Consider the following 13,079-nt stretch of genomic DNA (forward strand, 5'->3'; position numbering starts at 1 on the left):
TCTGGAATTGCCGGAAATTGGCCACAGCCGGGCCCCCGCCCGCTCCCTAGGGTCTGAACGTCATCAGCGGTCCGGCCGCTACCGGCCACGGAATCCCCACCCTCGTCACAGTCGAAGGAATCCACGTCCATGGAGAGCTCCACCCACGCACCCGGCGGCGTCCGCCCCCTCACCGTCACGATCGACCGCCGCCTGTCCGAGCGGGTGCCCGGCTATGTGCTCGGCCTGATCGCGGTACCGGACATCGACGTCGTCAGGGAGTCCGGGGAGATCGACGGGTGGCTCACCGCCGCCGAGGACGCGCTGCACGCGGCCGGTCTCAGCAAGGCGGACGTGTCCGCACTGCCCCCGATCGCCGCCTGGCGGGACGCCTACCGCACGGTCGACGTCAACCCGAACCGCTTCCCGTGCGCCGCCGAGTCGGTCCTGCGCCGGGTGGCCAAGGGCGACCGGCTGCCCCGGATCAATGCGCTCGTCGACCTCTGCAACGCGGTCTCCCTGGACACCCGGCTCCCCGTCGCATCCTGCGATGTGGGCGACATCCAGGGCGAGTTGACGGTCCGGCTCGCGCACGGCGACGAGGTCTTCGCACCGCTGGGCGCGCCCGACGCGACCGAGCACCCCGACGCCGGCGAGGTCGTCTACGCCGACGGCCGGGGCCGGGCCCACTCGCGGCGCTGGAACTGGCGGCAGGGCGATGTGGTCAAGACCGACGTCGGCCGCCGCAGGCTGCTGCTCACCGTGGAGTCCGCGCACGACGGCGGCCGGGCCGTCGTCGAGGAGGCGCTCACCCGCCTGGCCGAGGCGCTGACCGGACTGGGCGCCGAGCCCGGTCCCGCCGTGGTGCTCGACGCGGCCACGCCCGGCGCGGACCTGTTCGCCCCCTCGGCCGCGACCGCCCGCTGATGCCGCCGTCCCGACCCGCCGGCCCGGATCCGTATCCCCGGGCCCGTCTGAGGAGCACCGTATGAACCCCTCGATCCTGGTGGTCTACCGGCCCGCAGCGGGGCGCTACACCGCCCAGTTCCGTGCCGTCGTCGCGGCCGCCGCCGAACTCGGCGTGGCCACCGTGGTGCTGCTGCCCACCGGCTGGGAGGCCCCCGAGGCCGAAGGGCTGCCCCGGTACCACGCCGACCTGGACGACACCGCGGCCGTGCGCGCCGCCGTCGACACCATCGTCGCCGAGCACCGCATCGAGCGGATCTTCCCGCTGTTCGAGGGCGATGTGCTGCCCGCGAGCCGGGCCCGCCGCGACCACGGCATCCCCGGCCTCACCCCCGACCAGGCCCTCAACTTCCGCGACAAGAACGTCATGCACCGCAGGGCCGAGGAGCTCGGGGTGCGGGTCGCCCGCTCCTGCCGCCCCGACACCGTCACCGCGGTCGCCGAGTTCGCCGGGCAGGTCGGCTACCCCGTCGTCATCAAGCCGTACGCGGGCTGGGCCTGCGGCAACACCTACCGCGTGAACGACCGGGCCGAACTCGACCGCGTCTGGGGCGAGATGGGCGACGACCGGCACGAGTACCGGGTCGAGGAGTTCATCCGCGGCACCGAGTTCCACGTCGACTCGCTCTTCCAGCGCGGCGAGGTCGTCTTCGAGCAGCTCTCCCAGTACACCTACTCCGTCCTGGAGTACCGCGACGAGCCCGGCGGCACCATCTCGCGCAAGCACGACCTCACGCCCAGGGAGCAGCGCATCCTGGAGCTGAACGCGGTGGTCCTTCGCGGCTTCGGCCTGAGCACGGGGGTGGTGCACGCCGAGTTCTTCCTCCTGGACGACGGTGAGATCGTCTTCGGCGAGGCGGGCGCTCGGGCCGGCGGCGGCTCCATCGTGCCCGCCGTCGAGGCGGGGCGCGGCATCAACCTGGCCGGCGAGTGGTGCCGCCTGGAGCTGAACCCCGAGCACCGTCCGGCCGCCCGGCTCGGCCCGGAGGTCGGCACCGAATACCTGTCGTCCGGCGAGTACGGCACGATCACCGCCATCACCTCGGCGGCCGAACTGACCGCCCTGGAAGGGGTGTTGGACGCCGACGTGTGGAAGAGCGTCGGTGACGTGCTCGCCCCGCCGACCGCCTCCAACGACGTGCTCGGCTGGTACGTGTGCGAAGGCACCGACTTCGAGGACGTCAAGGCCCGCTTCAAGGCGGTGCGGGACAGCTTCCGCGTAGAGACCGGGGCCTAGCCGTGCTGTGGGTCGCGCGCTTCAAGGAACTCCCGCTCGCCTTACGGGTGTTGTTCCTGGCCTCCTTCGTCAACCGGGCCGGCATGTTCGTCTTCCCGCTGCTCGCCGTCTATCTGGTGCGCGGCAAGGACCTCAGCCCCGGTGAGGCGGGCCTGCTCATCTCCATCGGCAGCACCGGCCTCCTGGTCGGCAGCCTGCTGAGCGGCCCGCTGTGCGATCTGAAGGGCAGGCGCACAGCGCTCCTGAGCGCGCTGATCCTGAACGCGGCCGGCTACCTCGGCCTCGCCCTGCTCGACGGCGCGCCCTGGACATACGCGGCACTGCTGTTCGTCGCGCTGGTCGGCATGGGCATGTTCAGCCCGGCCTCCAACACCCTGGTCGCCGATCTGACCACCCCCGAGCAGCGCCCGTTCGCCTACACGATCAGCTATGTCGGCAACAACCTGGGCATGGGCGTGGGCCCGCTGCTCGGCGGTGTCGCCGCCGCGTACTCGTACCACGTCATGTTCGCCGGGAATATCTTCGCGGGCCTGCTGTGCGCGGCGATGATCACGCTGTGGGTACCGCGCGACCGACGGAAGACGGACGCCACATCCCGTACGGACAAGACTCGTTCGGGCCCGCTGGGGCACCGGCACGTGCTGCTGCTCGTCCTCGTCTCGTTCTTCTACGTCGTGCCGCTCATCGGCCTGGAATACGCGCTGCCGCTGGCGGTCACCACGGTCCTGCACGATTCGGCGGGACTGGTCGGCGCGGTCTACACGATCAACAGCGTCGTCGTGGTGAGCCTGGGTCTGCTCATGGAGAAGCACATCCGCGGCCGGGGCACCAAGGCGCTGCTCCTGGTGGCCGGGCTGCTGTGGACGCTGGGGCTCGCCGTGATCGTCTTCGGGTTCTCGCTGCCCGCGCTGCTGCTCTCCACGGTGGTGTGGACGCTCGGCGAGATCATCGTGTCGGTCGTCGTGCCCACCTATGTCGCCGACCACGTCGACGAGAGCCGTGTGGGCAGCTTCATGGCGCTCAACGGCTTCGTCCTCGGCCTCGCCCGGCTGGTCGTGCCGGTCGGCCTGGGGGTGCTGTGGACGGCCGACGGCTACCGGCCCGTGTTCGTGACGCTGCTCATCGCCCCGCTCGTGGGCATGGCCGCGTTCTCCGTGCTGCGGATCAGGCCACCCGCGGCCCTCAAGCCCACCGCCGAGCCGGAGCCCAAGGCGGCCCCGGCGAACACCTGACCCACCCGCCCGCTCCTCCTCACTCCGTACCGGCTCCACTTCACTCACAGGAAAGTTTCCATGGCCCAGACGAAGTTCCTCCTTTCCGAAGACCAGATCCCCACCACCTGGTACAACGCGGTCGCCGACCTCCCCAAGCCGCTGGACCCGATGCTGCACCCGGGCACCCGCGAGCCGATCACCCCGGCCGACCTGGAGCCCCTGTTCCCCGCGGAGCTGATAGCGCAGGAGTTCTCCACCGACCGCGAGATCGACATCCCGGGCGCCGTCATCGACGTCTACCGGCAGTGGCGGCCGAGCCCCCTGGTGCGGGCCCGGCGGCTGGAGAAGGCCCTCGACACCCCGGCCCGCATCTACTTCAAGAACGAGGGCGTCAGCCCGGCCGGCAGCCACAAGCCCAACACCGCCATCCCGCAGGCGTACTACAACAAGCAGGCCGGCGTGGAGCGCCTCACCACGGAGACCGGCGCCGGCCAGTGGGGCAGCTCGCTCTCGCTCGCCTGCCAGTACTTCGGCCTCATCTGCGAGGTCTACATGGTGAAGGTCAGCTACCAGCAGAAGCCGTACCGCCGGGGCCTGATGGAGACGTTCGGGGCCAGCGTCACCGCGAGCCCCAGCGAGCTGACCGAGGCCGGCCGGGCCGCCCTCGCCGCCGACCCGAACTCGCCCGGCAGCCTCGGCCTCGCCATCTCCGAGGCGGCCGAGGCGGCCGCCACGAGCGGCGGCACCGCCAAGTACGCGCTCGGCTCGGTCCTCAACCTCGTGCTGATGCACCAGTCGATCATCGGCAAGGAGGCCCTGCTCCAGATGGAGCTGGCCGAGGACTACCCGGACATCGTGATCGGCGCGGCCGGCGGCGGCTCCAACTTCGGCGGCCTGGCCCTGCCGTTCCTGGGCGAGCAGCTGCGCGGCGGCCGCTCGGTGCGGGCCATCGCGGTGGAGCCGTCGTCCTGCCCGACGCTGACCGAGGGCACGTACGAGTACGACTTCGGCGACACGGCCGGGCTGACCCCGCTCACCAAGATGCACACCCTCGGCCACACCTTCGTGCCGCCGAGCATCCACGCGGGCGGGCTGCGCTACCACGGCATGTCGCCGATCATCAGCCAGCTGAAGGAGCTCGACTACCTGGAGGCGCGCGCGGTGCCGCAGACCGCCTGCTTCGAGGCCGGGGTCACCTTCGCCCGCAACGAGGGCATCGTGCCGGCCCCCGAGTCGACCCACGCCGTGCGCGCGGCCATCGACGAGGCGCTGGCCTGCAAGGAGTCCGGCGAATCGAAGAGCATCCTGTTCTCGCTCTCCGGCCACGGCCACTTCGACATGCAGGCCTACATCGACTACTTCGCCGGAAAGCTCAAGGACTGACCGTCCGGCGGCTTTCGGCGAGTGAGGGCACGACTGACGGCCGGGGGGAGCCGGTCGTCAGGGGGAAGGGGCGGGCCCGGACGGCCCGCCCCGTGGGAACAGCTGTCACTGGGGGAAAGACATGCAAGGAGTACGTTCCGACCAACCCGTCATCCTCGGGATATCGGGCTCCGAGCGGGCGGGCGGCAACACCGACCTCGCCCTCGACTACGCGGGAGAACTCGTGCGGGGCCGGGGAGCCGCGTTCCGCACGCTCTACCTGCGCGACCACCGCATCTCGCCGTGCAGCCCGTGCGGCGACTGCAACAGCAGGACCCTGCCGTGCGCGCTGCCGGACGACATGCCCGGCATCGTCGAGGAGATGAAGCGCGCGGACGGGATCATCTACGCGGTGCCCGTACACGGCTTCGGCCTCGCGCATCTGATGCAGATCTTCATAGAGCGGGCGGGCGTCGGATTCCTGCGCTTCGACCGCCCGCTGGCGAACAAGGTCGGCGGCATCATCGTCACGGGCCGCCGCTACAGCGACTCCTCCGTGCACAACCAGCTCGTCGACAACCTGCTGCTCAACCGGATGATCCTGGTGGGCAGCGGCTTCCCGGCGCTGCTGCGCAACACCACCGGAAAGCCGGGTCTGCACGACCCCGAGGGCATCGATGCCCTGGAGCGGATGACCCACCGCATGATCGACATGACCCTGCTGCTGCGCAAGCACCGCTCGGACACGGGGGAGCCGGTGCTTCCCCTGGACGACCGCAACGAGCGCGTGGAGCGCAGCCGTTCACTGTCCTGAACCACACCCGACCCGATCCCACCACCCGAGGAGAGTCCTGTGAGCACCCCCACCCCCGCCCTGGTCGGCATCGACTTCGACGCCATCCCGTGGGAGAAGTGGAACAAGCCCGGCGCCGACGGCCGGGTGAAGATCGCCTACACCGGCGGCAAGCGGGTCCGGCTGATGGAACTGCCCGCCGGATTCAATGAGTTGGAGTGGTGCGAGCGCGGCCACCAGGGCTGGGTGCTCCAGGGTGAGTTCACCATCCACTTCGACAACCGCTCGATCCCGTGCCGCCCCGGCATGGGCTTCATCATCCCCGGCGACGAGCGGCACCGCTCCCAGGGCTCCGACAACGAGCCGACCGTCGTCTACGTGATCGACGAGGTCCCCGCCCCATGACCGCAGGCACCACAGGAGCCACCACCGGATCCGCTGCCGGAGCCTCCACCAGAACCACGGCCGCAACCACGGCCGGAACTACTGCCGGGGCCCAGCGCATCGACGAGCTGCGCCTGTCGGTCGACGCGCTCGACCGGCAGATCGTCGGCCTGCTCGCCCAACGTACGCTCGTCGTGCGCGAGTTGACGGCCTTCAAGACCGACGAGGAGACCGTGCGCTCACCCGGCCGGGTCGCGCAGGTCATCGAGAAGGTGCGGAGTCTGGCCGTCGAGGAGGGCATGCCCCCGGGCATCGCGGAGAGCGTCTACCGCACGCTCATCACCGAACTGACGGACCTTCAGATGGAGCTGCTCGCCGAGCGCAGGGCATCGGCAGGCCGGGCCGCTCCGGCCGGGGCCCGCGAGGGTACGGCATGACTGGGCGCCGGCTCGCCGACCTCCGCACCGCGCTCGCCGGGCTCGATCCGATGCCCGGCGAGCTGGTGCGGGAGCGGGCGGAGGTCCCGGCCCGGTTCGGGGTCTCCGCCCACTACGCGAAGTGGGCCGGCGCGCCCGCCCCGCCGCCCACCGGACCCGGCCCCGCCGTCCTCTTCGAGCGGGTCGCTCCGGAGAGCGGGGCGCCCGCCCGGGCCGTGCTCATCGGCCTGTACGGCACCAGGCGCCGGGCGGCCGCCCTGCTGGGCACCACCCCGGCCCTGCTGCCCCAGCGGATCCTGGACGCGGTGGCGTCGCCGGTGGCGCCGGCGCGCAGCCGGGGCGGCCGGGAACCGGTGCGCACGCTGCTCGCCCCGGACCTGACGGCGCTGCCGGTGCCGGTCCTCACCGACGAGGACGCGGGCCCGTATCTGACGCTCGGCTCGGTCCTGGCGACCGACCCGGACACCGGGGTGCGCAACCTGTCCATCCACCGGATGTGCGTCCAGGGCCCGGACCGGCTCTCCCTGTGGATGGTGCCGGGCCGCGACCTGGAAGCCGCGCACCAGGCGGCCCGGCGGCGGGGCGAGAACCTGCCCGTCGCGATCCATCTGGGGCTCGGCCCGGCCGTACTGCTCTCGTCGTGCTGCCCGACATCCCTGGTTCCGGCGGGAGTCGACGAGCTGGCCGTGGCGGGCGCGCTCGGCGGGGCGCCGGTCGAGCTGACGGACTGCCGGACGGTCGCGGCGGAGTGCATAGCGCACGCCGAGTACGTCATCGAGGGCGAGCTGCTCGCGGAGACGGCCCCCGAAAACCCCCAAGGCCCCTATGCGACACCGGAGTTCCTCGGCTATCGCGGCCGCGCGCACCCGGGCCTTCCGACCGTGCGGGTGACCGGCATCACGGCACGCGAGGGCGCGATCCTGCAAACCGTCTCGGGGCCGGGCCACGAACAGTCGGTGCTGCTCGGCTTCGGCATGGAGGCGGCGGTCCTGGCCCGGCTGCGGGAGCTGGACGCGCCGGTGAAGGGCGTGCACTGCCACACCGCGGGCGGCGGCCAGCTCATGGTCGTCCTCCAGTGGCGGGCCAAGCGGTCGGCAGCCGACGACGAAGTGGTGCGCAAGGCAACCGAGTCGGTCCTGGAGGAGTTCCGGATGGCGAAGCTCGCGGTGTCGGTGGACGAGGACGTCGACATCGAGTCGGACGCGGACCTGTGGTGGGCGATGACCACCCGGCTCCAGGCCGACCGCGATGTGGCGGTGCTGCCCGACCGGCTGGGCTTCCCGCTCGACCCCTCGCAGTCCACCGCGTACTCGCCGAGCCTGTCGGCGGACGGCCGCACCGCGAAGGCGCACTTCGACTGCACGGTCCCGTACGCCCTGCGCGCCCGCTTCCACCGGCCGCGCTTCACCGAGCCCCAGAAGTAGGGGAGTCGGCGGTCAGCCGATCCCGGCCGCGCCCGTGGGATCCGCCGCGCCCGTGGGATCCGCCGGTCCCGTGGGTTTCGCCGGTCCCGTCGGTTTCGCCGGTCCCGCCGGTCCTGTCCGTCCCGTCGCCTCCCGTACCGCGTCCGCGAGCAGGGCGACGCCCCGGGTGATGCGCGAGGCGGGCAGGGCCGCGTACCCCACCAGGAACGTCGGCTCGGCCGGCGGGTCCTGGACGAAGTAGCCCGACGCCGGGTATATCCGCACTCCGAGCCCGGCCGCGACCTCGGCGATCCGCCCCTCCGGGGTGCCGCGCGCGCCGGTCAGGGTGACCAGGACGTGCAGGCCGGCCGCCTCGCCGGAGATCCGCACCTCCGCCCCGAAGTGCTCGTACAGCGCCTCCAGGAGACGGCTGCGGCGCTGGCGGTACAGCCGGGTCATCCGGCTGATGTGGCGCGCGTAGGCGCCGGTGGCGATGAAGTCGGCGAGCGCGTCCTGGGCGACCGTGGGCGTGAGCCGGTCGGTGATCCACTTGATCCCGAGGAAGGGCTGCACCAGGTGCGGCGGCAGCACCGCGTAGCCGATCCGCAGCGCCGGGAAGAGCGTCTTGCTGAAGCTTCCGACGTACACCACGGTGTCCCGGTGCCGTTCGGCGGCGAGCGCGGGCAGCCGCTCGCCGGTGAACGTGAACTCGTTGTGGTAGTCGTCCTCCAGGACGGTCGCCCCGTGGTCGTAGGCCCAGCGTACGAGGCCGCGCCGGCGCCCCTCGGACAGGATGAACCCGGTGGGGAACTGGTGCGAGGGCGTCACGTACACCAGCTTCACGCGCGCCGGGTCGTGGCCGTGCGCCCTGACACAGGCGTCGATGTCGTCGACCCGCAGGCCCTGTTCGTCCACCGGCACCGGCACCACGTGCGCCTGCGAGCAGCCGAAGACCTGGCGCAGGACGGTGTGGCTCGGGTCCTCGATCACCACCACGTCACCGGGCCCCACCAGCATCCGGACCAAGATGTCCAGGGCCTGGGTGGCGCCGCTGGTCACCATGATGTGGTCCGGCGAGGCGTCCAGGGCCCGGCTCTGGCGCACCAGCGTCGCGATCTCGGTGCGCAGCGTCGGCGAGCCCTCGGCCGGGCCGTAGCCGAGCGAGGCGACATCGGCGCGGCCGTAGGCGTCGTGCAGCGACTGACGCCAGCGGGCGACGGGGAACTCGGCGAGCGCCGGAGTGCCGTGCCGGAAGTCGAGTGCGCTGCTCGCGTGGTGGGTGGGCGGCGGCTCCCACGGCTGCCACAGCGGGCTGCTCCCGTCGGTGGCCCGGGGTGGCTGGGGCGCGAACTTGGCCTGGGGCGAAGGGTGTTGGGGAGCGCGCTGGGAGGGCGGGCCGCCCCCGGCCAGCGGGGCGACCTTCGTGCCGGAGCCGCGCTTGGCGATGATGATGCTGTTGGCCCGCAGCAGTTCGTAGGCCCGGGTGACGACGGTCCGCGACACATCGAGCTGCTGGGCGAGCTCGCGCGAGGCCGGCACGTTGTCACCCGGGCGCAGCTGGCCGGCCCGGACCAGGGCCGTGATCTGATCACAGAGCTGTTGCTGCAACGGCGTGCCGCCGTCCCGGTCGAGGACGATGAGCAACTCCGACGACCCCACGGCTTCCCCCTTCGCCAGGTTCCCCCGCCGAGTCTGCCACGGCGTGGGGCCGTGCCCCGCTCACGTCTTTCCGACCGCTTCCAACGGGCTCAGGGCGGCGGCCCGGCGGGCCGGTACGGCGGCCGCGAGCGCGCCGGTCACCAGCGCCAGGAGCGTCAGGAGCGCCAGCGTCCCCCAGGGCGGCGAGAAGACGTACCGGGTCATCGCACCGCTGGTCAGCGAGCCGACGGCCCAGGCCCCGAACACCCCGCCGACCAGGCCGAGCAGCGTGCCGAAGGCGGCCACGGTCACCGCCTCGACCCGGATCATCCGCCGGACCCCGGCCCGGTCCATGCCGATGGCGCGCAGCACCCCGATCTCCCGGGTGCGCTCCGCGACCGACATGGCCAGGGTGTTCACGATGCCGAGCAGCGAGATCAGCGCGCCGATGGCGAGCAGCCCGTACATCAGGGTGAGCAGTTCGCCCACGGTCCCGCCGGCCTCGGCGACGAGCGCCTCGCGGTCCTTGACCTGGACGAGCGGGCTGTTGCCGGTGGCGCTGCGCAGCCGGGCCGCGGTGGCGTCCGACACCGCGCCGTCGGTACGCACCAGGATGCGCTGGACGGTGCCGGGCTTGAAGCTGTGGCGCTGCACCTCGCCACGGGCGCCGAGGGCGTCCTGCGCGAGGGGGTTGTCCCGGTAGACGCCGACGACGGTGTAGTCCGCGAAATCCTGGCCGGGGCCGATGTGCGCCTTGACCGTGGAGCCCGTACGCAGGCCCTGTTCCCGGGCCACGCTCTCGGAGACGGCGATCCGGCCGGTGCCGATCGCGCCGGCGGAGCCGCTGATGAAGTCGAGCTTCATGACCTCGGGCAGGGCGGCGGGGTCCACGCCGGAGATGCTGCGGACGTTTCCGCCGGTGAACAGCGTGGAATCGGCGACGGCGGCCGCCGTCCGCACCCCGGGGGTGTCCGCGACGCGCTTCGGGGCGGCCGGGTCCAGGGCGAGCGTGGACGTACGGGCCTCGATCACATAGTCCGCACTCAGCCCGTCGGCGGCCTGCCGGTCCAGGGCCTGCCCGGTGGAGCTGCCGATCACCGCGAGGCCCGCGACGAGCGCGGTGCTGACCATCAGGACCGAGGCGGTGGCCGCGGTGCGCCGCGGATCGCGCAGGGCGTTCGCCCGGGCGAGCCGTCCGCTGACCCCGGAGCGCCCGCGGTTCCCGAAGAGTCCGGTCAGCCGTGAGCCGAGGCGGATCACCGGGCCCGCGAGCAGCGGCGCGAGGGCGATCAGGGCGGCCAGGAGCAGGGCACAGCCGAACATCGCGTTCTGCATGTTGGCGTCCGACGCGTCCTTCGCCCCCGTCAGCGACACCAGAAGACCGGCCCCGGCGACGAGCAGCACCAGGCCCGTGATGCCGCGCGCCCGGGAGGCGGCGGGCGCGGGCGGCTGTTCGGCGGAGCGCAGCGCCTCGATCGGCGCGACCTTCGCGGCCCGTCGCGACGGCAACCACGCGGCGAGCACGGTGATCCCCACGCCGACCCCGAGCGCGGCGAGAACGGGACGCATCCCGATCACCAACGGCCCGGCAGGCAGCGAATCCTGACGAGTAGTCAGGATCGAGGGCAGCACCTCGGCGATCCCGAGCCCGGCCGCGAACCCCGCCACCGAGGCCGCGAGCCCGACCAGGGCCGCCTCCCACAGCACCGAGCGCACCACCTGGCGGCGGGTCGCGCCGATCGCCCGCAGCAGGGCGATCTCACGGGTGCGGCGCGAGACCAGCATCGTGAAGGTGTTGACGATGAGGAACGAGCCGATGAACAGCGCGACCCCGGCGAAGATCTTCGGCATCTTCTGGTAGCCGCGGGTCATCAGGTCGACGTTGGTGGCCTGCTGGGCGGCCTGCGCGGCCCCACTGGTCATCTCGGCCCGGTCGGCCGGGAGCACGGTGGCGACCTCGGTCGACAGCGTGACCGGGTCGGTGCCGTGGGCGGCGGTCAGGTCGATCGAGGTGAAGTGGCCGGGGGAGGCGAACAGGCGCTGCGCGGTCGCGGTGTCGAACAGGGCGAGGGTGCCGCCCGCGGTCACCCGCGAGTCCCGCGTGTCGACGAGGCCGACGAGCCGCTTCTTGAGCACCGGCCCGTCGGTGGCGAGCGTGACGAGGTCCCCCACGGCCAAGTGCCCGGCCGCGGCGGTGCCCCGGTCCACGACCAGCTCGTCCGCGCGGGCCGGGGCGCGCCCGGTGACCAGCGGATACCGCTGGTCGGTGCCGTCCCCGCCCGGCACATACGCCCCCGCGAGGTTCGCCCACGCCTTGCCGCCCCGCAGCGGGCTCCCGTCGGCGGCGTTGAGCGTCGCGGACCCGTCGACGGAGGGCCGCACCTCGGCGACTCCGGGCAACGCGGCCAACTTCCGCACCAGAGCGGCGTCGAGCGCGCCGTCCCCGCCGCGGCCGGCCTCCCCGGGCGGGGGTTCCTTCGGACTGACGGTGAGCGCGATCCCGGCGAAGTTCTTGGACGCGGCGGCGCGGTGCGCGGCGGAGGACGACTCGGCGAACACGAGCGTGCCGCAGACGAAGGCGACGCCGAGGGTGACGGCGAGCACGGTCATCAACAGGCGGGCCTTGTGCGCGCGTACGTTGCGCAGGGTGGTCTTGAACATGGCGTTCTCAGTTCTGGGGGGGAGGGGGAGGGAGGGCGTGCGGTCGGAGTGCGGGGTCAGGGGGCCGGGGTCCGGGGGCCGAGGTGCGGGGTCCGGGGTGCCGAGTGCGGGTGCGGGCCGTGGGTGGCTGGTCGCGCAGTTCCCGCGCCCCTAAAAGCCTTGATGCCGGGCCCGGGCCTCGAAGCCCCGCATCCGATCGAGCACCCCCTCCGCACTGGGCCGCAGCACCTCGTCCACGATCCGCCCGTCGGCGAGAAAAACGACCCGGTCCGCATACGACGCCGCACCCGGGTCATGCGTCACCATCACCACCGTCTGCCCCAACTCCCGCACGGAGTCCCGCAGAAACCCCAGCACCTCCGCCCCCGCCCGAGAGTCGAGGTTGCCCGTCGGCTCGTCACCGAAGACGATCGCGGGCCGGGACGCGAGCGCCCGCGCCACGGCCACGCGCTGCTGCTGCCCGCCGGACAGCTGCGCGGGCCGATGGCCGAGCCGGTCGGCCAGCCCCACCATGGAGATGACCCGGTCGAGCCACTCCTGGTCGGGCTTGCGGCCCGCGATGTCCATGGGCAGCGTGATGTTCTCCAGGGCGGTCAGCGTCGGCAGCAGATTGAAGGCCTGGAAGATGAAACCGACGCGGTCCCGGCGCAGCTCGGTGAGCCGCCGGTCGTCGAGCGTGCTCAGCTCGGTGGTGCCGATGCGCACCGACCCGGAACTGGCCGAGTCGAGCCCGGCCGCGCAGTGCATCAGCGTGGACTTGCCGCACCCCGAGGGCCCCATGATCGCGGTGAACTCGCCTTCCCGGAACCCGATGCTGACCCGGTCGAGCGCGACGACCCGGGTGTCCCCGCTGCCGTACACCTTGCTGAGGTCGGTGGTGGCCGCCGCGAGGCCGGGGTCGGGGTAAACGGCTTGCGCGGTAAGGGGGTTGACGGGCACGGGGTGGCTCCACTTCGAGTGCGGGGTCCGGCTGCGGAACAGTGCGAACGGTCACTTCGAAGGGTG

11 protein-coding genes are annotated in these 13,079 nt (G+C 72.5%); 8 read left to right on the forward strand and 3 right to left on the reverse strand.

The window, feature by feature from the left end; genetic code table 11:
• Window positions 1–129: 129 nt before the first annotated feature.
• The 8 genes from CG740_RS05520 to CG740_RS05555 all read left to right on the forward strand — a co-directional run bounded on the left by CG740_RS05520 (window position 130) and on the right by CG740_RS05555 (window position 7,796).
• A complete protein-coding gene (locus tag CG740_RS05520) occupies window positions 130–906 on the forward strand; it encodes a B3/B4 domain-containing protein (RefSeq protein ID WP_100573812.1) in 777 nt (258 codons plus the stop codon).
• A 61-nt stretch (window positions 907–967) separates the two neighbouring features.
• Window positions 968–2,182, forward strand: a complete 1,215-nt coding sequence (locus tag CG740_RS05525) for an ATP-grasp domain-containing protein (RefSeq protein ID WP_100573813.1) — start codon at window positions 968–970, stop codon at window positions 2,180–2,182.
• 2 nt (window positions 2,183–2,184) lie between these two features.
• The gene (locus CG740_RS05530) at window positions 2,185–3,414 is read left to right on the forward strand and encodes an MFS transporter (RefSeq protein WP_199846349.1); all 1,230 of its coding nucleotides are present in this window, start codon (window positions 2,185–2,187) and stop codon (window positions 3,412–3,414) included.
• 60 nt (window positions 3,415–3,474) lie between these two features.
• On the forward strand, window positions 3,475–4,779 hold the full coding sequence (locus tag CG740_RS05535; RefSeq protein WP_100573814.1) for a TrpB-like pyridoxal phosphate-dependent enzyme: 1,305 nt from the start codon (window positions 3,475–3,477) through the stop codon (window positions 4,777–4,779).
• 121 nt (window positions 4,780–4,900) lie between these two features.
• Window positions 4,901–5,572, forward strand: a complete 672-nt coding sequence (locus tag CG740_RS05540) for a flavodoxin family protein (protein ID WP_100573815.1) — start codon at window positions 4,901–4,903, stop codon at window positions 5,570–5,572.
• Window positions 5,573–5,611: 39 nt separating this feature from the next.
• A complete protein-coding gene (locus CG740_RS05545; protein ID WP_100573816.1) occupies window positions 5,612–5,956 on the forward strand; it encodes a cupin domain-containing protein in 345 nt (114 codons plus the stop codon).
• Window positions 5,953–6,372, forward strand: coding sequence for a chorismate mutase (locus CG740_RS05550; RefSeq protein WP_100573817.1), 420 nt, complete (start codon window positions 5,953–5,955; stop codon window positions 6,370–6,372). The genes CG740_RS05545 and CG740_RS05550 overlap by 4 nt, the downstream gene beginning before the upstream one ends.
• On the forward strand, window positions 6,369–7,796 hold the full coding sequence (locus CG740_RS05555; protein WP_100573818.1) for a UbiD family decarboxylase: 1,428 nt from the start codon (window positions 6,369–6,371) through the stop codon (window positions 7,794–7,796). Before CG740_RS05550 ends, CG740_RS05555 begins: the two co-directional genes overlap by 4 nt.
• Before the next feature lie 12 nt (window positions 7,797–7,808).
• Here the strand turns inward: CG740_RS05555 and pdxR are convergent, their stop codons facing one another.
• The 3 genes from pdxR to CG740_RS05570 form a co-directional block, all read right to left on the reverse strand.
• Window positions 7,809–9,434 (reverse strand): MocR-like pyridoxine biosynthesis transcription factor PdxR, encoded by a 1,626-nt coding sequence (pdxR, locus tag CG740_RS05560; RefSeq protein ID WP_100573819.1) that lies wholly within the window; start codon window positions 9,432–9,434, stop codon window positions 7,809–7,811.
• Between the two features lie 60 nt (window positions 9,435–9,494).
• Complete coding sequence (locus CG740_RS05565) at window positions 9,495–12,074, reverse strand: ABC transporter permease (protein WP_100573820.1); 2,580 nt, start codon at window positions 12,072–12,074, stop codon at window positions 9,495–9,497.
• A 150-nt stretch (window positions 12,075–12,224) separates the two neighbouring features.
• A complete protein-coding gene (locus CG740_RS05570) occupies window positions 12,225–13,013 on the reverse strand; it encodes an ABC transporter ATP-binding protein (protein ID WP_100573821.1) in 789 nt (262 codons plus the stop codon).
• Between the last annotated feature and the right edge of the window lie 66 nt (window positions 13,014–13,079).

Source organism: Streptomyces sp. CB01201 (genome assembly GCF_002803085.1).
Classification (GTDB): Bacteria; Actinomycetota; Actinomycetes; order Streptomycetales; family Streptomycetaceae; genus Streptomyces; species Streptomyces hundungensis.

What these genes read in the sequence shown, in the direction of transcription:
- CG740_RS05540 (WP_100573815.1), top strand. Translation starts at nt 4,901, where the DNA reads ATGCAAGGAGTACGTTCCGACCAACCCGTCATCCTCGGGATATCGGGC.
- CG740_RS05535 (WP_100573814.1), top strand. Translation starts at nt 3,475, where the DNA reads ATGGCCCAGACGAAGTTCCTCCTTTCCGAAGACCAGATCCCCACCACC.
- CG740_RS05565 (WP_100573820.1), bottom strand. Translation starts at nt 12,074, where the DNA reads ATGTTCAAGACCACCCTGCGCAACGTACGCGCGCACAAGGCCCGCCTG.
- CG740_RS05555 (WP_100573818.1), top strand. Translation starts at nt 6,369, where the DNA reads ATGACTGGGCGCCGGCTCGCCGACCTCCGCACCGCGCTCGCCGGGCTC.
- CG740_RS05525 (WP_100573813.1), top strand. Translation starts at nt 968, where the DNA reads ATGAACCCCTCGATCCTGGTGGTCTACCGGCCCGCAGCGGGGCGCTAC.
- CG740_RS05550 (WP_100573817.1), top strand. Translation starts at nt 5,953, where the DNA reads ATGACCGCAGGCACCACAGGAGCCACCACCGGATCCGCTGCCGGAGCC.
- CG740_RS05520 (WP_100573812.1), top strand. Translation starts at nt 130, where the DNA reads ATGGAGAGCTCCACCCACGCACCCGGCGGCGTCCGCCCCCTCACCGTC.